Annotated in this window: 20 protein-coding genes; 13 read left to right on the forward strand and 7 right to left on the reverse strand. The window is 65.0% G+C overall.

From position 1 onward, the window contains the following. Positions 1–66 precede the first annotated feature (66 nt). From ACZ1JC_RS18085 to ilvD, 5 genes are all read left to right on the forward strand, one after another. Entirely contained in the window at positions 67–1716 is a 1650-nt protein-coding gene (locus ACZ1JC_RS18085; protein WP_465135558.1) for an electron transfer flavoprotein-ubiquinone oxidoreductase, read from the forward strand. Between the two features lie 168 nt (positions 1717–1884). After that, positions 1885–2721, forward strand: a complete 837-nt coding sequence (locus ACZ1JC_RS18090; RefSeq protein ID WP_465138552.1) for a 4-(cytidine 5'-diphospho)-2-C-methyl-D-erythritol kinase — start codon at positions 1885–1887, stop codon at positions 2719–2721. Then, entirely contained in the window at positions 2718–3440 is a 723-nt protein-coding gene (locus ACZ1JC_RS18095) for an N-formylglutamate amidohydrolase (protein ID WP_465135557.1), read from the forward strand. Before ACZ1JC_RS18090 ends, ACZ1JC_RS18095 begins: the two co-directional genes overlap by 4 nt. 54 nt (positions 3441–3494) lie before the next feature. Continuing rightward, positions 3495–4061, forward strand: coding sequence for a DUF805 domain-containing protein (locus tag ACZ1JC_RS18100; protein ID WP_465135556.1), 567 nt, complete (start codon positions 3495–3497; stop codon positions 4059–4061). 136 nt (positions 4062–4197) lie between these two features. After that, positions 4198–6054, forward strand: a complete 1857-nt coding sequence (gene ilvD / locus ACZ1JC_RS18105; protein WP_465135555.1) for a dihydroxy-acid dehydratase — start codon at positions 4198–4200, stop codon at positions 6052–6054. Positions 6055–6092: 38 nt separating this feature from the next. Here the strand turns inward: ilvD and ACZ1JC_RS18110 are convergent, their stop codons facing one another. Further along, positions 6093–6833 carry a class I SAM-dependent methyltransferase gene (locus ACZ1JC_RS18110; RefSeq protein ID WP_465135554.1) on the reverse strand — a complete coding sequence of 247 codons (741 nt, stop codon included), beginning with the start codon at positions 6831–6833 and terminating at the stop codon, positions 6093–6095. A 157-nt stretch (positions 6834–6990) separates the two neighbouring features. Between ACZ1JC_RS18110 and ACZ1JC_RS18115 the strand changes: the two genes are divergently transcribed. From ACZ1JC_RS18115 to ACZ1JC_RS18125, 3 genes are read left to right on the forward strand one after another with little or no spacing between them, the layout of a single operon-like run. Further along, a complete protein-coding gene (locus ACZ1JC_RS18115) occupies positions 6991–7368 on the forward strand; it encodes a hypothetical protein (protein ID WP_465135553.1) in 378 nt (125 codons plus the stop codon). Next, positions 7340–8752 carry an NAD(P)H-hydrate epimerase gene (locus tag ACZ1JC_RS18120; protein ID WP_465135552.1) on the forward strand — a complete coding sequence of 471 codons (1413 nt, stop codon included), beginning with the start codon at positions 7340–7342 and terminating at the stop codon, positions 8750–8752. The genes ACZ1JC_RS18115 and ACZ1JC_RS18120 overlap by 29 nt, the downstream gene beginning before the upstream one ends. Continuing rightward, entirely contained in the window at positions 8749–10008 is a 1260-nt protein-coding gene (locus ACZ1JC_RS18125; RefSeq protein WP_465135551.1) for a class I SAM-dependent RNA methyltransferase, read from the forward strand. Before ACZ1JC_RS18120 ends, ACZ1JC_RS18125 begins: the two co-directional genes overlap by 4 nt. A gap of 24 nt (positions 10009–10032) precedes the next feature. Here the strand turns inward: ACZ1JC_RS18125 and ACZ1JC_RS18130 are convergent, their stop codons facing one another. From ACZ1JC_RS18130 to ACZ1JC_RS18155, 6 genes are all read right to left on the reverse strand, one after another. Then, complete coding sequence (locus tag ACZ1JC_RS18130; RefSeq protein ID WP_395333873.1) at positions 10033–10296, reverse strand: hypothetical protein; 264 nt, start codon at positions 10294–10296, stop codon at positions 10033–10035. Positions 10297–10328: 32 nt separating this feature from the next. After that, positions 10329–10565, reverse strand: a complete 237-nt coding sequence (locus ACZ1JC_RS18135; RefSeq protein ID WP_465135550.1) for a hypothetical protein — start codon at positions 10563–10565, stop codon at positions 10329–10331. A gap of 60 nt (positions 10566–10625) precedes the next feature. Continuing rightward, positions 10626–11048: an MAPEG family protein gene (locus ACZ1JC_RS18140; RefSeq protein ID WP_465135549.1), complete on the reverse strand. Its 423-nt coding sequence runs from the start codon at positions 11046–11048 to the stop codon at positions 10626–10628. A gap of 62 nt (positions 11049–11110) precedes the next feature. After that, complete coding sequence (locus ACZ1JC_RS18145) at positions 11111–12088, reverse strand: threonine ammonia-lyase (protein ID WP_465135548.1); 978 nt, start codon at positions 12086–12088, stop codon at positions 11111–11113. Positions 12089–12128: 40 nt separating this feature from the next. Beyond that, positions 12129–12734, reverse strand: a complete 606-nt coding sequence (locus ACZ1JC_RS18150) for a class I SAM-dependent methyltransferase (protein WP_465138551.1) — start codon at positions 12732–12734, stop codon at positions 12129–12131. Positions 12735–12775: 41 nt separating this feature from the next. Next, positions 12776–13996 (reverse strand): BtaA family protein, encoded by a 1221-nt coding sequence (locus tag ACZ1JC_RS18155; RefSeq protein ID WP_465135547.1) that lies wholly within the window; start codon positions 13994–13996, stop codon positions 12776–12778. A gap of 363 nt (positions 13997–14359) precedes the next feature. On the opposite strand from ACZ1JC_RS18155, the gene ACZ1JC_RS18160 reads away from it, so the two are divergent. The 5 genes from ACZ1JC_RS18160 to ACZ1JC_RS18180 are packed head-to-tail and all read left to right on the forward strand — an operon-like array spanning position 14360 to position 18610. Further along, positions 14360–15571, forward strand: a complete 1212-nt coding sequence (locus ACZ1JC_RS18160; RefSeq protein WP_465135546.1) for a saccharopine dehydrogenase family protein — start codon at positions 14360–14362, stop codon at positions 15569–15571. Next, entirely contained in the window at positions 15571–15981 is a 411-nt protein-coding gene (locus ACZ1JC_RS18165) for a hypothetical protein (RefSeq protein ID WP_465135545.1), read from the forward strand. The genes ACZ1JC_RS18160 and ACZ1JC_RS18165 overlap by 1 nt, the downstream gene beginning before the upstream one ends. A gap of 10 nt (positions 15982–15991) precedes the next feature. Continuing rightward, positions 15992–16342: a DMT family protein gene (locus ACZ1JC_RS18170; protein ID WP_465135544.1), complete on the forward strand. Its 351-nt coding sequence runs from the start codon at positions 15992–15994 to the stop codon at positions 16340–16342. Beyond that, positions 16339–17424 carry an alpha/beta fold hydrolase gene (locus tag ACZ1JC_RS18175; protein WP_465135543.1) on the forward strand — a complete coding sequence of 362 codons (1086 nt, stop codon included), beginning with the start codon at positions 16339–16341 and terminating at the stop codon, positions 17422–17424. Before ACZ1JC_RS18170 ends, ACZ1JC_RS18175 begins: the two co-directional genes overlap by 4 nt. A gap of 7 nt (positions 17425–17431) precedes the next feature. Beyond that, positions 17432–18610: a carboxynorspermidine decarboxylase gene (locus ACZ1JC_RS18180; RefSeq protein WP_465135542.1), complete on the forward strand. Its 1179-nt coding sequence runs from the start codon at positions 17432–17434 to the stop codon at positions 18608–18610. Positions 18611–18988 lie beyond the last annotated feature (378 nt).

Genomic DNA, 18988 nt, shown 5'->3' on the forward strand with positions numbered 1-18988 from the left:
TCGCAATTTTTGGGGCAAAAAGGCCCACATTAGGGTCGATGACAGGGGCCAGGAGTCGGGACTGCCATGATTGAACGTGAAGAGATGCCTTACGACGTGGTGATCGTCGGCGGTGGACCTGCGGGTCTGTCCACGGCGATCCGGCTCAAGCAGGTCGATCCCGAACTGGCTGTCTGCGTGCTGGAAAAGGGCTCGGAAGTGGGCGCGCACATCCTTTCGGGTGCGACCATCGATCCCAAGGCGCTTGACGAACTGCTGCCCACCTGGCGCGAAGACGGTTGCCCGCTGGCGGAAACGCCGGTGACGGACAACCTGCACTGGCACCTGACCAAGAAGAAGAAGTTCGCGCTGCCGCACTTCATCCAGCCGCCTTTCATGTCGAACGACGGCAACTACACCGGGTCTCTGGGCAACCTTTGCCGCTGGCTGGCCGAACAGGCCGAGGCGCTGGAGATCGAGATCTTCCCCGGCTTCCCGGCTGCCGAAATCCTTTACGACGACAATGGCGCCGTGATCGGTGTGCAGACCGGCGATATGGGCGTCGACCGTGAAGGCAATCCGAAGGGTGACTTCCAGCCGGGCATGAACCTGCTGGGCAAGTACACCGTGTTCTGCGAAGGCGCGCGTGGCCACCTGACCAAGCGGCTCAAGGACAAGTATGACCTTGAGGCGAATTGCCAGCCGCAGATCTACGGTCTGGGCATCAAGGAACTGTGGGACATCGATCCCGCCAAGCACGTTCCCGGCCGCGTGATCCACACGCAGGGCTGGCCGCTGAGCGAAAACAACGCCTGGGGTGGTGGTTTCCTTTACCATCAGGCGAACAATCAGGTCGCGCTCGGCTTCGTCACCGCGCTCGATTACAAGAATCCCTACGTCTATCCGTTCGAGGAATTCCAGCGCTGGAAGCAGCACCCGGAAATCCGCGCGATCCTGGAAGGCGGCAAGCGCGTCGCTTACGGTGCGCGTGCGATCAACGAGGGTGGCTGGCAGTCGGTGCCGCAGCTGGCCTTCCCGGGCGGCGTGCTGGCGGGCTGCTCGGCCGGTTTCGTCAACGTGCCGCGCATCAAGGGCACGCATACCGCGATGAAGAGCGGCATGCTGGCGGCCGAGGCGATTGCCGCCGCGATCAAGGCCGGGCGCGAGCAGGATGCGCTGACCGAATACGATACGGCGGTGCGCGAAAGCTGGATCGCCAAGGAACTGAAGCTCGTCCAGAATGCCGAGCCGATGGTGGCGAAGTGGGGCGGCGAGCTGGGCACGATCCTGGCCGGCGCGGACATGTGGCTGCGCACGCTGTTCGGCTTCGGTCTCGCCAAGCCGATGAAGCATCACACCGATGCCTCGTGCACGCAGCGCGCCGATCTCTACCAGCCGATCGCCTATCCCAAGCCGGACGGCGTGATCAGCTTCGACCGTCTGACCAGCGTGTCCTACTCGTTCACCAATCACGAGGAAGATCAGCCCTGCCATCTGCGGCTCAAGGATCCGACGGTTCCCACGCGGGTCAACCTGCCGGTCTATGCCGGGCCTGAGGCGCGCTACTGCCCGGCGGGCGTCTACGAATTCGTCGATCCGGACGGTTCGGGCATGAAGCTGCAGATCAACGCGCAGAACTGCGTCCATTGCAAGACTTGCGACATCAAGGATCCGACGCAGAACATCGAATGGGTTACGCCGGAAGGCGGCGGCGGCCCGAACTACCCGAATATGTAATGTGCCAGTCCTCCCCGACTCGGGGAGGTGGCAGTCCGCAGGACTGACGGAGGGGATTCTCCGCAAACACCGACGCCAGCGCCGTGGCGAGAATCCCCTCCACCATGCTTCGCATGGTCCCCCTCCCCGCGCCGGGGAGGGCACTTGCGCCAAGCGCTCTGGCATCGCATGGACGGTGCGATGATTTCGGAAACCGCCTACGCCAAGATCAATCTCGCGCTCCATGTCCGCAAACGGCGCGAGGATGGCTATCACGAGCTGGAAACGCTGTTCGCCTTCGTCGACGCGGGGGATGAACTGACGGCGACACCCGCCCACGCGGATCGCCTGACGACTCACGGCGCGTTCGCCGCGAAGATCGACGATCCCTTCGGCAACATCGTCGCCAAGGCGCTCACTGCATTGCCGCATGGCAAAGGCCCGGATGCGGGGTGGGCGGTCGATCTCGAAAAGCGCCTGCCGGTCGCGGCGGGGCTGGGCGGAGGCTCTGCCGACGCAGGCGCAGTGTTCCGCATGGTAGAGCGCGCGCACGGTCTGCCGGAAGACTGGCACGCCCGCGCGGCGAAGCTCGGCGCTGACGTACCGGCTTGCGTGCTGTCGCGCCCCTGCATCGGCACCGGCACGGGCACCGATCTTGCCGAAGTGGCCGAGAACGACCTCGCCGATTGTCCGGTCCTGCTGGTCAACCCGCGCCTGCCGGTACCGACCGGTCCGGTGTTCAAGGCTTGGGACCGCATCGACCGTGGCCCGATGCCCACCGGAAGCTTGCGCGAAATCGCGCTGACCGGCCGCAACGACCTTGAAGCGCCTGCCATCGAAATCTGCCCGGCCGTGGCCGATGTTCTGGCGGCACTGCGTGAGACTGGACCGTTCCTCGCCCGCATGTCCGGCTCCGGCGCGACGTGCTTTGCGCTTTACGACAGTCAGCAAGCCTTAAGCGAAGCGGCGGCAAGGATCGCTGCAACCCGCCCCGACTGGTGGCAATTGTCCGGGAAACTGCGTTGATTACCGAATCCTATCAACTGCTTGGCACACCGCAAGCCGGCGGCATCCTGATCGTCGCCGACCACGCCTCCAACCGCGTGCCTGAAGGCGTTGACCTTGGCATCGACGGCGAACTGCTGAACCGCCATATCGCCATCGACATCGGCGTTGCCGGCGTTGCGGAGCGCATGGTAGATACGGACATCGCCGCATGGCTCGCCAACGTCAGCCGCCTCGTCTGCGACTTCAACCGAGACCTCGACGCGCCCGGCCTGCTGCCCGAAGTGTCGGACGGCCACGAAATCCCCGGCAATGTGCTCTGCGCGCAAGGGCGTTCGACGCGCCTTGCCCAGTACTTCCACGCCTATCACGACGATCTGGAAGCCCAGCTTACCGCTACCGAGCCGGCGCTGATCCTCTCGCTCCACAGCTTCACGCCCGCGCTGGCGACCTGCGACAAGCCGCGCCCCTGGCACGTCGGCGTGCTCTATAACGAGGACGACCGTGCCGCGCGCATCGCGATCCCGCTGCTGGAGGCGGAGGGTCTCGTTGTCGGCGACCAGCTTCCCTATTCGGGCAAAGTGCTCAACGCGACGATGAACCGCCACGCCGAAGCGCATGGCCGCCCCTACCTCGGCATCGAGATCCGGCAGGACCAGATCGGCGACGCCGCAGGGCAGGCGCTCTGGGCCGAACGCATGGCGCGTATCTGCCGCGAGGTTGCGGCCGCATTCGCCTGACTTGTGAAGCAATTGCCGCAAGGATAGTCTCCCGGCCTTAAATCCGGGGGCATCATGATCGGCTATCACCTTGTACGACTGGCGAAATTCTCTGGCCGGGAGGCGCGTGCGAAGTTCTGGCCGTGGGCCGGGATCGTGATCGGTTTGAACTTTTTCGCGACGTTCGCCGTCATGCTTCCGAAAATCTTCGACGCGATGGTCAGGATGCAGGAATTCGCCCGCGCTCACCCGGATCAGGCCACAGTCACGTCAGGGCCCGGTCACTACGAAATCGCCATCCAGGGCAGCCATCCGGAGTTCATGCCCGCCATGGACGGGGTCGCCGCGACGATGGAGGGCCTGATGACCGTAACCATCGTGCTGCTTGCCGCCGCCGTCGCCCGCAGACTTCACGATACCGGTCGCACCGGCGCATGGGGATTGCTGCCGCTGCCGTTTCTGCTGATCGGGTTCGCGAAGATGCCCCGCATCCTGGGGGCGCCTGATCCGGACATGCGGCTGTTCGGCCTGCTGTTCCTCAACAACCTTTGTTATCTCGGCGCTCTTGGCGTGCTCGTGCTGTTGCTCGCCCGTTCGGGAAGCAAGGGTGAGAACCGCTACGGAGCCTCACCGGAAGATTGATCTCGCACGATCCGAAAAGCAAAAAGCGCATTTCCGGAAATTTTATGCCTCGCAAAAGCCCGGCACATCGCGTAGGGGCGCGGCAAGACGGTCGCCATCGCGCACCGCCCCCATGACCAATCCCGGAGTTCGCACAATGCCCGCCTATCGTTCACGCACTTCCACCCACGGCCGCAACATGGCGGGCGCGCGTGGCCTTTGGCGCGCGACGGGCATGAAGGATGCGGACTTCGGCAAGCCGATCATCGCGGTGGTGAACTCGTTCACGCAGTTCGTGCCCGGCCACGTCCACCTCAAGGACCTGGGCCAGATGGTCGCGCGCGAGATCGAGGCGGCGGGCGGCGTTGCCAAGGAATTCAATACCATCGCGGTCGATGACGGTATCGCCATGGGCCACGACGGCATGCTCTATTCGCTGCCCAGCCGCGACCTGATCGCGGATAGCGTGGAATACATGGTCAACGCCCACTGCGCGGACGCCATGGTCTGCATCTCCAACTGCGACAAGATCACGCCGGGCATGCTGATGGCCGCGCTGCGCATCAATATCCCGGTGGTCTTCGTTTCGGGCGGACCGATGGAAGCGGGCAAGGTCGTGCTGCGCGGCAAGGAGCAGGCGCTCGATCTGGTCGACGCCATGGTCGCCGCCGCCGATGAGAGCTACACCGATGAGGAAGTGAAGGCGATCGAGCGTTCGGCCTGCCCGACTTGCGGGTCGTGCTCTGGCATGTTCACCGCCAACTCGATGAACTGCCTGACCGAAGCGCTGGGCCTCTCGCTGCCGGGCAACGGTTCGACTTTGGCGACGCACTCCGACCGCCAGCGCCTGTTCCTCGAAGCCGGCCGCCTCGCGGTCGATCTCTGCCGCCGCTATTACGAGCAGGAAGACGAGACCGCGCTGCCGCGCAATATCGCCAGCTTCAAGGCGTTCGAGAACGCCATGAGCCTGGACATCGCCATGGGCGGCTCCACCAACACCGTGCTCCACCTGCTGGCCGCCGCCGTCGAAGCCAGCGTGGACTTCACGATGGAGGATATTGACCGCCTCAGCCGCAAGGTGCCGTGCCTCTCCAAGGTCGCGCCCGCGAAGAACGACGTCCACATGGAAGACGTTCACCGCGCCGGCGGCATCATGGCGATCCTCGGCCAGCTTGACCGTGCCGGTCTGCTGCACACCGATCTGCCGACCGTCCATGCCAAGACGCTGGGCGATGCCCTGAACCACTGGGACATCTCGCGCACCAACGCGCCCTCCGTGCAGGAATTCTTCAAGGCCGCACCGGGCGGCGTGCCGACGCAGACCGCCTTCAGCCAGTCGCGCCGCTGGGAGGAACTCGATCTCGACCGTGAGAACGGCGTGATCCGCAGCAAGGAACATGCGTTCAGCCAGGACGGCGGCCTTGCCGTGCTCTACGGCAATATCGCGCAGGACGGCTGCATCGTGAAGACGGCGGGCGTGGACGATTCCATCCTGAAGTTCACCGGCACCGCGCGCGTTTACGAATCGCAGGACGCTGCCGTTGCCGGCATTCTCGGCGGGCAGGTCGGCGCCGGTGACGTCGTGGTCATCCGCTACGAAGGACCGCGTGGCGGGCCGGGCATGCAGGAAATGCTCTACCCGACCAGCTACCTGAAGTCGAAGGGCCTGGGCAAAGCGTGCGCGCTGCTGACCGACGGCCGTTTCTCGGGCGGCACCTCGGGCCTTTCGATCGGCCACGCCTCGCCGGAGGCGGCCGAGGGCGGCGCCATCGGTCTCGTCGAGAATGGCGACACCATCGAGATCGACATCCCCGGCCGCACCATCAACCTGATGGTTTCGGACGAAGTGCTGGCCCATCGCCGCGCCCAGCAGGAGGCGCGCGGTGCCGATGCATGGTCGCCGGTTCACCCGCGCCCGCGCAAGGTTTCGGCCGCACTGCAGGCCTATGCGGCGATGACCACCAGCGCCGCCAAGGGCGCGGTGCGCGACGTGACGCAGCTCAAGCGCAAGTGATCGAAGGGGCAGGGGGTGTCTCGCCCCCTGCCACCGGATTAGGCGTGCGAACGCCGGGCAAGGATCATGGCGGCATCGGTGCCGCCATGGTTTTCATAACGCACCAGCATTTCGGGAAAGCCGCTTTCGTCGAACAGGCGTAGCACCTGATCGAGCGGATACTCGTTCATTTGCATGACCGGCGTATCGGCCGCGCGGCCGCCCAGCAGGTTCATCACCGCTTGCCCGCCGGGAAGGGCATGGCGAACATGGTACCCCAGCTTGCTCCAGCGGCTGTGGTTGCGCTTCGTCGAAAGCTGGATGATTGTGCCGCCGCCCGGCCGCACTCGATCCAGCAATTGCTTCAGGATAGCCATTCCGCGCGCCACCGGGATGTGTTGCAGCACGATGCAACTGATCACGAAATCGAACGATCCCTCAACCCGCGAAAGCGTGTCATCGGAAAGCAGGTAGTCGATCTGCCTCCCTTCACTATTGCGCCGGGCCTCTTCCAGCATGGCGGGCGCGATATCGAGCCCGACTGCGCTCTGGAAATGATCGACCAGCGGAATGGTCAACCGCCCCACGCCGCATCCGAAATCCAGCGCGCGGCCGCGCGGCAGGCCGCCGAAATGCCGCTCGACTTGCCCGAGCCAGTGCGAAACGAAAGCCTCGCCGCTTTCGAAAAATGTCTGTCGATTGGCATCGATGCTCTCGCTGCGAAACTGCGCTTGGGTGAGCACGGCGTAGTAGGGGTCGCGCTCGCCCCAGACACGCCAATTATGATCGCTGTCAGCCATTGCGCACGCTTAGTCCCGTTCGCTCTCTCTGCCAACGGATGCGATTGTTTTTGGAGCTTTCCGCCGGGCGTTAATCCCCTTTGCCAGTGTGTCCCATTCTCGGGCTGGGCGAGGCGAGCGCTTGTCGGCGGCGGGAAAGTCCTTGTAGCCAAGGGGTATGGCTCGCTTTCTGATCGGCATCATCCCTGCTCTCGCGCTTGGCGCCTGCTCCTCGCATCAGGAGGCGCCCAAGGTGGCCGAGGGGGACGAGCATATTCCCTGCGCGGTTTCCGGCTCCGGCGATCTCAAGCCCATCTGCGCGGTGGAGCGGCACCAGGGCGACGACGGCCTAACCTTGCTGGTCCGTCATCCGGACGGCGGCTTCCGCCGGTTCGCGGTGGTGAGCGATGGACGCGGGCTGGTGGTTGCCGATGGGGCGCAAGTGGCGGTAACAAGGTTGGAAGGCGGGCAGCTCGACGTTTCGGTCGGGCCGGACCGCTACCTGTTCCCGGCAACGAGGAAGTCCCATGCCCCACAGGCTGCTCCCCCCCAATGACCAGATCCTGACCGTTGCGCAGATGCGCGCGGCTGAGGACGCGCTGATCGCGTCGGGTTCCTCGGTAGAGGCGCTGATGCGGATCGCCGGGCTGGGCGCGGCGGAATGGGTTTGGCGGGTTTCGGCGGGGCGGCCGGTCACGGTGCTCTGCGGCCCCGGCAACAACGGCGGCGACGGCTATGTGATTGCCGAGGCCATTCGCGAGCGGGGCGGGCCAGTAACGGTGGTGGCTTCAGCGGAGCCCCGGACCGATGCGGCGCGCGATGCCCGCGCGCGCTATCACGGCGCGGTGCTGGGCGCGGACGCGGAAGTGCATGGCGATGTCTTCGTCGATTGCCTTTACGGCAGCGGGCTGACGCGGCCGCTTTCCGAACAGGACCTAGCTTTGCTTGTGCGGCTGGCAAAGGCGCATCACCATCGCATCGCGCTGGACCTGCCGAGCGGTGTGCAGTCGGATAGCGGAATGCTGCTCAATCCGGGGCTGCCGCGCTATGATGCCACCCTGGCGCTGGGCGCCTGGAAATTTGCCCATTTCCTGATGCCGGCCACGACCACAATGGGCGCGCTGCGGCAGGTCCCCATCGGCGTCGCGGCAGTGGAGGGGGCGGCGGTTGCGCTCGCCAAGCCCCGGATCACCGCGCCTTTGGCGGACGCGCACAAGTATCGGCGCGGGCTGCTGGCGGTGGTCGGCGGCGCGATGCCCGGGGCGGCGGTGTTGGCCAGCCTCGCCGCGCAGGGGGCAGGGGCGGGCTATGTGAAGCTCTTTGCCGACAGCAGCCGCAATGTGCCTGCGGATCTGGTGGTGGACCAGAGCGCGCTGATCGATGTGCTGACCGATGACCGCAATACGGCGGTACTGGTCGGGCCCGGCCTCGGCCGCGATACCACCGCGCGGGAGCGGCTGACGATCGCATTGGCGGATCGGGTTCCGGCGGTGGTCGATGCCGATGGGCTGGTGCTGCTGGGGCCGCGCCATCTCACTGAGCGCGGCGGCGCGACGGTGGTGACGCCGCATGAGGGCGAGTTGATGACGCTGGAACGCGCCTTCGATTGCGAAGGCACTGGCAGCAAGGCGGAACGTACGCTCGCGCTGGCGAAGGCGGGCGGCATGATCGTCGTGGCCAAGGGACCGGACACCGTGATCGCCGCGCCGGACGGACGGATCGCCTGCGCGCCGCGCGCGACTTCTTGGCTGTCGACGGCGGGAACGGGCGATGTACTGGCGGGCTGCATCGCCAGCCGCCTTGCCGCTGGCGCCGAAGGATTCGCGGCCGCTTGCGAAGGCGTCTGGCTTCATGGAGAGGCGGCGCGGCTCGCTCCGCCCGCCTTTACCGCCGGTCAGCTTGGACAAATGGTGCCGGCTGCGCTAGCGGCCTGCCTGTGACTGACGAAATCGAAGAAATTCTCCGCATCGCCGCCAAGGGCGATGGCGTAACCGCATCCGGCCGCTTCGCTTGGGGCGCGGCGCCCGGCGACCGGCTGCATGAAGACGGCACCCTGGAATGGGGCCCGCATCATATCCAGCCGGTCTGCACCCACTTCGGCCGCTGCGGTGGTTGTCAGCTTCAGCAGCTGGACGAGGAAACCTTGGCGGCCTTCGTGGAAGGGCGCGTGGCCAATGCCTCGGCGTCGCAGGAACTGGGCGCCGAAACGATCGCGCCGCCCTATCTCTCGCCGCCGCACGCCCGCCGCCGCGTATCCTTGCGCGCCGAAAGCTCGGGCGGGCGCGTGGCGATCGGTTTCCGCGAGGCGAAGTCGCACCGGCTGGTCGAACTGGAAGAATGCCCGGTCATGGCGCCGGAACTGTTCGCGGTACTGGGCCCGCTGCGCAAGCTGCTCATCACCATGGGCAAGGCGGCGCCTGCGAAGAAAGGTCGCCACGGCAAGCCGGGCAAGCACCAGCAGACCCGCATGGCCGCCGATATCGAAATGACGCTGACCGATCAGGGTGTCGATCTGGGCGTCAAGGGTCTCACCGCGGAGGGGCTCTCCGCGACCGAGGCGATGCTCGATTTTTCGCGCGAGCATAAACTTGCCCGCCTGACGATGGACGGCGGCTACGGTTTCGAGACTGTGTGGGAGCCGGTGCCGGTTACGGTCACGCTGGGTGGCGTTCAGGTACCGCTGCCGCCGGGTTCGTTCCTGCAGGCAACCGTCGATGGCGAGGAGGCGCTGGTCGATGCGACGAAGACGTGGCTGGAAGGCGCGGCGACCGTGGCGGACCTGTTCTCCGGCCTTGGCACCTTTGCGCTGGCGCTTGCCGGGCCGCAGACCCGCGTGCTGGCCGCCGAAGCGGCACGCGATGCGCATCTGGCCTGTAAGTCCGCCGCCGACCGCGCGCAGCTGCCGGTTTTCAGCGCCCACCGCGATCTGTTCCGCAATCCGCTGCAGCCCGATGAACTGAGCAAGTTCGAGGCCGTCGTGCTCGATCCGCCGCGCGCGGGGGCACGCGAACAGGTGGACTGCATCGCCGATTCCAGCGTGGGCCGGGTGGTCTATATCTCGTGCAACCCGTCCAGCTGGTCGCGCGATGCGGCGCGGCTGGTGGAGGCGGGCTTCCGGCTGGTGGAACTGCGACCGGTGGGCCAGTTCCGCTGGTCTACCCATGTGGAACTGGCGAGCTATTTCGAACGCGGCTGAGGTTTTCGCCTCAGTCGCTCAGGCTCAGTCGGATTCCTGCGCCTTCGCCATCATGTCCATGAAGTCCCGCGCGGCGTTGCGGTCATCCTCGTTGTCGAACGCAACGTCCAGATCGGGCGAGGCGCCGAACATGTAGAGCAGGGACCACAGCGCGAAACGCCGCGCGCGGTCCTTCTCCATGCCAAGGTCCACGCGCATCCGGTCCAGCCCGGTTTCCAGCGTGGTCGGCGCGATGGTCGCAAGGTCGTCGGTGCCGAAGTAGCGGCGCAGCTGATCGTCGAAGTCCATGGCGGCGCCTTAGCAGCGATCAGGGCGAAACGTCACGCGTTCCCGTCACTCTCGGTATCCTCGGCGTTGCACGAGAGCAGTTGGTAGATCACTGCGCCCCAGGCACTGCCGATCACGCCAACGAAGAACAGCGACCAACTGAGGTTCCAGCTGGTTCCCAGCGCCTTGGTGACCACCACGGCCAGCGTCAGCACAAGAAAGCCGACCTCCATCACAAGAACGGCCCAACACACCGGCGGACTGGCCAATTGCCGACGCACTGTTTTCACGCAGCACCTCCCGAACTACGCACTCCCGACGTGGAGAGTACTCCCGCCGGAGAGCTTCGTCTAGAACATCACAATGGCTGCGCGGGCCACCAGGAACATCAGGCAGAAGCTGGAAAGCGCGTAAAGCGTGAAGCGCGGAACCATCTGGTTGAAGGTGGTCTGCACGAGCGAATGGAGCACCCGGAATACGACGTAGGCCCAGGCCACCTGCGTATTCAGTCCGTCCCCCAGTCGAAGCAGCGCCAGAGTGAGCGAGACCGCGTAGAATATCACCGGATCCTGCAGCAGATGGCGGTAATTGTGGGCTTTCCACTCCACCTGCGGGGGCAGGACATGATCGAGCGAGACATGGGGATCGTCGATCAGTTCCTCTGGATCGACCTTGCCGAACGAGGAAATGCGCGAGCCGTAAAGCCAGAACCACATGACCATGGTCCAAGCCGCCAGCGCGACCACCGGTTGCAGGATTGCCATTCCAGTCATTGGACGCTCCCTTGCTTGCCAAGGGAGCGTCCGCCGCGCTGGCCCTCTTGTCAATCCAGTACTTAGGCGTTTCCGGCCAATACCTTGGCGAAGGCTTCGGCATCGGTATTGCCGCCCGAAAGCACAACGGCGGTGCGGTCGGTCAGTTCCACCTTGCCGGCCAGCACCGCCGCCAGTGCTGCCGCGCCGCCGGGTTCCAGGACGAGGCGCAGCTTGGCGAAAGCCAGCCGCTGCGCCGCGCGCACTTCGGCGGGTGTGGCGATCAGGCCGAAGGGGCAGCGCGCCTTTAGCACGTCGAAATTGACCGGCCATGTCGCCGGTGTCTGCAATGCGTCGCAGGCGGTGGGCGGCGCATCGGCGGCGACGCGCTGGATCTCTCCGCTGGCAAGGCTGCGGCAGACATCGTCCCACCCCTCGGGCTCCACCGGAATTACGGCGGCATCGGGCAGGGCGAGCGCAAGGCCCGCCGTCAGTCCGCCACCACCGCAGGGCGTGATGATCAGGTCGGGACTGCCAAGGCCAAGCTCTGCCATCTGCGCGGCGATTTCGATGGCGACGCTGCCTTGGCCCTCGATGATCCACGGATCGCCGAAGGCATGGACCAGCGTTGCGCCGCGCTCTGCGCAGAGGCGCTGCGAAACCTCGTCGCGGTCCTCGCCGCCGGGGCGGTCATAAAGCACGACTTCGGCGCCCAAGGCGCGGGTATTGGCCAGCTTCACTGCCGGCGCATCGGTGGGCATGACGATGGCGGCGGTGATGCCCAGCCTCTGCGCGGCCCAGGCGACGCCCTGCGCATGGTTGCCGCTGGACACGCCGACGACGCCGCGCTGGCGTTCGTCTTCGGAAAGCGCGGTAAGGCGGTGCCACGCGCCGCGAATCTTGAAGGCGCCGACCGGCTGAAGGCTTTCCGCCTTGCACCAGATCGTGCGGCCATCGACTTCCAGCGGCAGCAGCGGCGTGCGCGGCAGGATCGCGGCGACTTTGGCGGCGGCTTCGATGACCCCTTCATGGGTCGGGCGGCGCTGAAGATTCGTACTCATGCCCCGCGGCATAGCCGCAACTATGTCTATCGGCATAGCCTTAGCGGACGAGGCGTACCATCTGGTAATAGCCCAATGGGCCGCGCGTGAATTCAACCGACATCCCGCGATCTCCGGCAATGCGCGCCGCCATGATCGGCAGATCGAGCCGAGGCGTGACATGAAACTTCGCCAGCCAGCCCCGCAGGCCCGCCCGCAAGGGGGAAGGCAGGCCCGCGAGGTCGCCGAAATCGACGACGTGAACTACGCCGCCGGGGGAAAGCGCCGCCACCGCGCGCGACAGGGCATCCTGCCAGCCGGGGATCATGGAGAGCGTGTAAGAGAGGAAAATCCGGTCGAATCCCTCGCGCCCGAACAGCGCCTTGGGATCGAAGCGCGTGGCATCGCCGGTCATGAGCTGAGCGTCCGCGCCTAGCCGCTTGCGGGCGTTCTTCAGCATCTCGCTGGAAATGTCGAAGCCGTGAAGCGCCACGCCGGGCCACGCCTTGCCCGCCAATTCCAGATTGCGCCCGGTGCCGCATCCCACTTCCAGCACGTACATGCCCGGCGCTGCGTCGAGTTCGCGGATCAGCCGGTCTCGGCCGAACAGGTAGTACTTGCGCGTCAGGTCGTAGATATGGCGCTGGCCGCGATAGACGCGGTCCATCAGCGCGGCGTGATCGGCGGGAAGGGCGGTGTCGCTCACCGTCAGTCCTTCAGCACGTAGAGGTGGACGCCGCCGTAGATCGAGGAGCGATCCGCCTCGGTAGCCGTGCGCGATTCTTCCTCGCGGTAATCCCAGCGGGACAGGATTTCGTCCGGCACGCGGCCCGGAAGCAGGGTGGGTTCGGCAGCGGTGCGGAACAGCACCCGCGATCCGGGGCGGGCGGTGCGGGTGATCTCGCTCCACAGCTGCGTAAGCTGGGCGTCGCTCATCCAGTCCTGCGCGTCGAGCAGGATGTAGCGGTCGAGCGAGGCGTCCGCGCTTTCCTGAAGGACTTGCGTGAAGCTGGCATGGCGCAGCGTCAGGCGGCCGAGCCGTTCGCGCACGTTCGCCACGTTGGCTTCCTGCAGGTAGGGCGGCAGCGGGGCCTTGTCCTGACGGCCATAGCCGCGCCCGAAGGCCTGCCATGCGAAGTAGTTGTCGTTCAGCGGGAAGTGACAGGCCAGCTTTTCGAGGCGCGCGCGCAGCACATCGGCCATCCGCTGGCCGCCGGCAAGCGCGTCGTACTGGGCAGGCGGAATGCCAAGGCCGAACAGCGATGCGGGCTGGTCGGTCAGCCAGCGCACCAGCTTGCGTTCGAAGATCGGGGCGAAACGCTCGTCGAACACGCGGCGCTGTTCTTCCAGCGTCTCGGCGCCGAGGATTTCGCTGGGGTCGATCTTGTAGAGCTTGGCCAGCACATGCGCCGCGCCGATGAAGTGGCCCAGCAGGCCGCGCTTGTAGATGCCGCGCGTGAAGCCCCGGATGCGCTGGCGGCCGACGAGATCGCGGCCTTCCCAATAGCGGCGCGTCGCTTCGTCCAGGTGCGGGGCCAGCTTCTCACGATAGATCGCGGCGTTTTCCGGCTTGTCGGCTTCGGCGATGAAGCTGCGCAGATCGGCGTAATCGAGGCTCCGGATCGCCGCGATCTTCAGGCGGCCCAGCGCGATATGCGCGGTGTTGAGATCGACGCAAGTGATCGCGGCCGGATTCGCGGTGAGGTAGGAGAGGGCGTTGCAGCTGCCGCTGGCGATCGTCAGCACGCGGCTGTCCGGCCCGATCTGCAGCGCCGCCATGTCCGCCACCGGGTCTTCCCAGATCTGCGCATAGACCAGACCCTTGAAAGCCAGCGCGAAAGCCTTGTCCAGCAGGCGCGCGGTGCGCGAGGATTCCGAGCGGACGACCGCTCCCTCGATCAGATCGGAAGCAGGGCGTGCGTGCGGCATGGTAGTGGTCCCCCGGTGCCAGGTCGGCGTGTCGTGGCGGCAATGCCTCCACAGGGTGACCGCGTGATGACGGGACGATGGCGGTTTATGACAGTCCTTATCCGGGCTCACGCCCGGTGCGGTGCGGGCATACGCCCGCACCTGCGGCACCAGCCCACTCCCCCACCCGACCTCCCATCCAGGATACACTGTTGTGGGAGGTCGGGTGGGGGAGTGGGCTGGTGCCGCAAGCCTTCGACGGATGTCGAAGGCGCACCAACAAAAACCTCTTGTGCGGGGCTTGGCCCGCACAAGAGTTGAGTTGTCACACAGGGGCACTATATGCGGCCCTTTCGCGGCTTGCGCGTTCAAGGAGATAGATTGGTGAGCAAGGTTCTGGTGATCGGCGCAGGCGGCGTCGGTTCGGTCGCGGTCCACAAGATGGCGATGAATCCGGATATCTTTTCCGACATTCATCTCGCCAGCCGCACGGTTTCCAAGTGCGAAGCGATCGCCGAATCGGTGAAGCAGCGCACCGGTGTGACGATCAGCACGTATGCGATCGACGCCGACGATGTTGAGGCGACCTCGGCGCTGATCCGCTCGATCGGTCCGAAGCTGGTCGTCAATCTGGCGCTGCCCTATCAGGACCTCGCGATCATGGACGCGTGCCTGGCGACTGGCACGCACTACATGGACACCGCGAACTACGAGCCCAAGGACGTGGCCAAGTTCGAATACCACTGGCAGTGGGCCTATCAGGAGCGCTTCAAGCAGGCCGGCCTGATGGCGCTGCTGGGTTCGGGCTTCGATCCGGGCGTCACCTCCGTTTTCGCGATGTGGCTGAAGAAGCACAAGCTGAAGACCATCCGCACGCTGGACATTCTGGACTGCAACGGCGGCGACCACGGCCAGGCCTTCGCGACGAACTTCAACCCGGAAATCAACATCCGCGAAGTCACCGCGCCGGCCCGCCACTGGGAAAACGGCGAGTTCGTCGAAACCCCGGCGATGGGCGTGAAGCAGAGCTTCGACTTTGAAGCCGTCGGCCCCAAGAACATGTACATGATGTACCACGAGGAACTGGAAAGCCTCGCCAAGTTCATCCCGGAAATGGAGCGCGCGCGCTTCTGGATGACCTTCGGTGACGAGTACATCAAGCACCTCACCGTGCTGCAGAACGTGGGCATGACCCGCATCGATCCGGTGATCTACAACGGTGTGGAAATCATTCCGCTCCAGTTCCTGAAGGCCGTGCTGCCCGAGCCCAGCTCGCTTGGTTCGACCACCAAGGGCAAGACCAACATCGGTGACATCGCGACCGGCGAAGCGCTCGATGGTTCGGGCGAGAAGACGTTCTACATCAAGAACATCTGCGACCACGAAGATGCCTATGCCGAAACCGGCAACCAGGCCGTCAGCTATACCACCGGCGTTCCGGCGATGATCGGCGCAGCCATGATCCTGACCGGCGCATGGTCGGGTGAGGGCGTGTTCAACATGGAGCAGTTCGATCCCGATCCCTACATGGACATGCTGAACAAGCACGGCCTGCCCTGGACGGTCGAGGAACTCGACGGACCGCTGGCGTTCTGATGCGCGGGCTGTGGACCGTTCTTGCGGGCGCATTGGCGCTTGCCGCCTGCGCGCCGCAGGACGGTCCCCAGCCGCCTGTCAAACCGCCTGTCACCCCGACAGGCGAAACTTCGCAGCCCGGCAGTTTGACGCGCGAGATGAGCGCGGCCGACCGCGCGGCGTGCGAGCAATCCGGCGGCACCGTGCAGCGGCGCGGCCGGATGGGCATGGAGCAGTGCGTCCACCGCTTCGCCGATGCGGGCAAGACCTGCACGGACAAGTCGCAATGCGAAGGCAAGTGCGTGGCCAGCGCCGGTGACGTCTCGCCCGACAAGCCAGCGGTCGGACAATGTCAGGCCGAGGACAAGCTTTATGGCTGTTACGCTGAACTCCGCGACGGCAAGGCGCCCGCCGCGATCTGCGTAGACTGAGAACTCGCTGATGAACTGGAATTTCGTGGCGCCGGTTGCTCTGCTGGCGGGCTCCAACCTGTTCATGAACACGGCGTGGTACCTGCATCTCAAGATGCCGGGCAAGGCGCTGTGGGTGGCGATCGCGATGAGCTGGGGCATCGCCTTCTTCGAATATTGCCTCGCTGTCCCAGCCAACCGCATCGGTAGTCAGGTCTATTCGCTGGGGCAGCTGAAAGTGCTTCAGGAGGCGTTCTCCCTCACCGCTTTCGTGCTGGTGGCTTGGGCCTTGTTCGGCCAGAAACCGGGGCTTAACGAAGTCATCGGATTTTCACTGGTGGGGGCAGGGGCTTGGTTCATCTTCAAGGGGCCGTTCGGATGAAGCGCGCACTGGCGGCCATGCTGGCCTGCTGCGCGCTGACATCGCCGGTTCATGCACAGCAGGCCGACGTTTATGCACCCGGCCGCGCGGTGATCGCGGATATCGATCGCATCGTTACCGCCAAGGGCGTGGACGAGACGCAAGTCGTCACGCTCGGCTGTGCGAAGCAGGTCGTGAACATTCGCGGCGCTGATCGCGACAATCCGATCCTGCTGTTCATTCACGGTGGCCCCGGCGCGGTGGAAATGCCGATTGCCTGGGCCTTCCAGCGGCCCTGGGAAGACTACTTCACCGTGGTACAGTGGGACCAGCGCGGGGCCGGGCGTTCCTATCCGCTCAACGATCCAAAGGCGCTCGCGCCGACCCTCACGCTTGAACGCTATCGCGACGATGCCATCGAACTGATCGAGTGGCTGCAAAAGCGCTATGGCAAGCGCAAGGTCGTGGTGCTGGGCCATAGCTGGGGATCGGCTGTGGGCATGGCAGTGGCGGCGAAGCGGCCCGATCTGCTTCACGCCTATGTCGGCCTTGGCCAGATCATCGATTTCAAGGAAAGCGAACGGCGCGGCATGGCCTGGACCATTGCCGAGGCGAAGAAGCGCGGCGATGCCAAGGCCGCTGCTGCCGTGGAAGCGCTGCGCCCCTATCCCGATCAAGGCTTCACCATCGACAAGGCCGATGGCTGGCGCCAGTTCGCCATCCCTTACGGCTCGCTCGCCTGGGGCCGTGAGAATGCCGATTTCTATCTGAAGGCACCGCGCCTTTCCCCGCTCTACACGCCGGAAGACGTGAAGGCCTGGGGGCAGGGCTCCGAATACACGATTACCCGGCTCTGGCCGAAACTGGCCGATGTCAGCTATACCGCGCTCACCCGCATGAACGTGCCGGTGGTCATGATGATCGGTCGCCACGACCATACCACCGACGCTGCATTGGCCAGCGAGTGGATGGACCACTTGCAGGCGCCGTCGAAGAAGACCATCTGGCTGGAAAATTCGGCCCACCTCGGAATGATCGAGGAGCCGGGCAAGGTCTTCGCCGTTTTGTTGCGCGATGTCCTGCCTTTGACCGAAAAGGACTGAACCCGTCATGGAAACCCGCGCCGGCGATCCGGGAGCCTTCGTTCACTTCGACCTGTCGCGCGTCGACAGCCCCAGTTTCGTGGTCGATGCCGCGAAATTGCGGGATAACCTGCGTGTGCTGAGCGACATCGGCGAGCGTGCAGGCGTCAAGGTGCTCTCCGCGCTCAAGGCCTTCTCGATGTGGTCCACCGCGCCGATCGTCGGCGAGTATCTGGACGGCGTCTGCACGTCTGGCCTGTGGGAAGCGCGCCTTGCCAGCGAGTTCTACGATGGCGAGATCGCGACTTACTGCGCAGCCTACAAGGCCGAGGATCTCGATGAGATCCTGCGCCTGTCGGACCATGTGATCTTCAATTCGCCGATGCAGATCGAGCGCTTCTGGTCGCAGATCGAAGCTGCGCGCGCGCGCGGTGAGGACTTCGACATCGGCCTGCGCGTCAATCCGATGCACCCCGAAGGCGAAGTGCCGAAGTACGATCCTTGCGCGCCGCATTCGCGCCTTGGCTTCCCGATCGACCAGCTCACCGAAGAGCATGTCGAGATGATCGACGGCATCCACATGCACACCCTGTGCGAGCAGGACTTCGAGCCACTGCGCCGCACGTGGGACAAGGCGTTCGACTATCTCGAACCCTTCTTCGGCCAGTTCAAGTGGATCAACCTCGGCGGCGGCCACCACATCACCCGCGCCGATTACCAGCGCGACGAGCTGGTGGAATTCCTGATCGACCTTCAGGAAGACACTGGCGCCGAAGTCTATCTGGAGCCGGGCGAGGCCGTCGCGCTCGATGCCGGCATTCTGGTCGGCTCGGTGCTCGATATCGGCCACAACGGCATGCCGGTGGCGGTGGTCGACATCTCCGCCACCTGCCACATGCCCGACGTGATCGAGGCGCCTTATCGCCCCGCCATGCTGGGTGAGCGCGAGGATGGCGATGGCCAGCCCGTGCGCCTTGGCGGCCCGTCCTGCCTCGCGGGTGACGTGATCGGCGACTATGTGCTGCCCGAACGTCCCGAGCCGGGGATGCGCTTCGCGTTCCTCGATCAGGCGCACTATTCGATGGTCAAGACCACGACCTTCAACGGCGTGCCGCTGCCGTCGATCTGGCTCTGGGATTCGGAAACGGACTCGCTCGAATGCATCCGCCGGTTCGATTACGAGGATTTCCGCAGCCGTCTCAGCTGACGGCATCCGAATGGAAATGGGGCAGGGCGGCTCTGTCCGTCTTGTCCCTGCCACGATCGAGGCACCGATTGATCCCCTGCAAGGGCGAGTCGTGTGAACCCTTGATCCCCGGGCGCGTTTTAACCGTGAATCGCGACGCCTATTGCAGCCTGCCGGAGTGATGCTCCGGTTGCTGCGATAGGTCGTTTAACCACTTGTATTTGAACGCCTAAATTCGGGTCCAGGGTGCCACTTCCGGCACGTCATGTTTGTTATGTGACGTTTTCGTGAAGGGGGTGTTTTTTCACTTGCGATTCATCCGCTCAGCCCTATATCCGGCCCCTCGCTGCCCCATGGGGACTTCCAAACCGCAAGGCAGCTTTTCGCTAACAATTCCGT

Source organism: Sphingomonas sp. BL-S-28 (genome assembly GCF_055521515.1).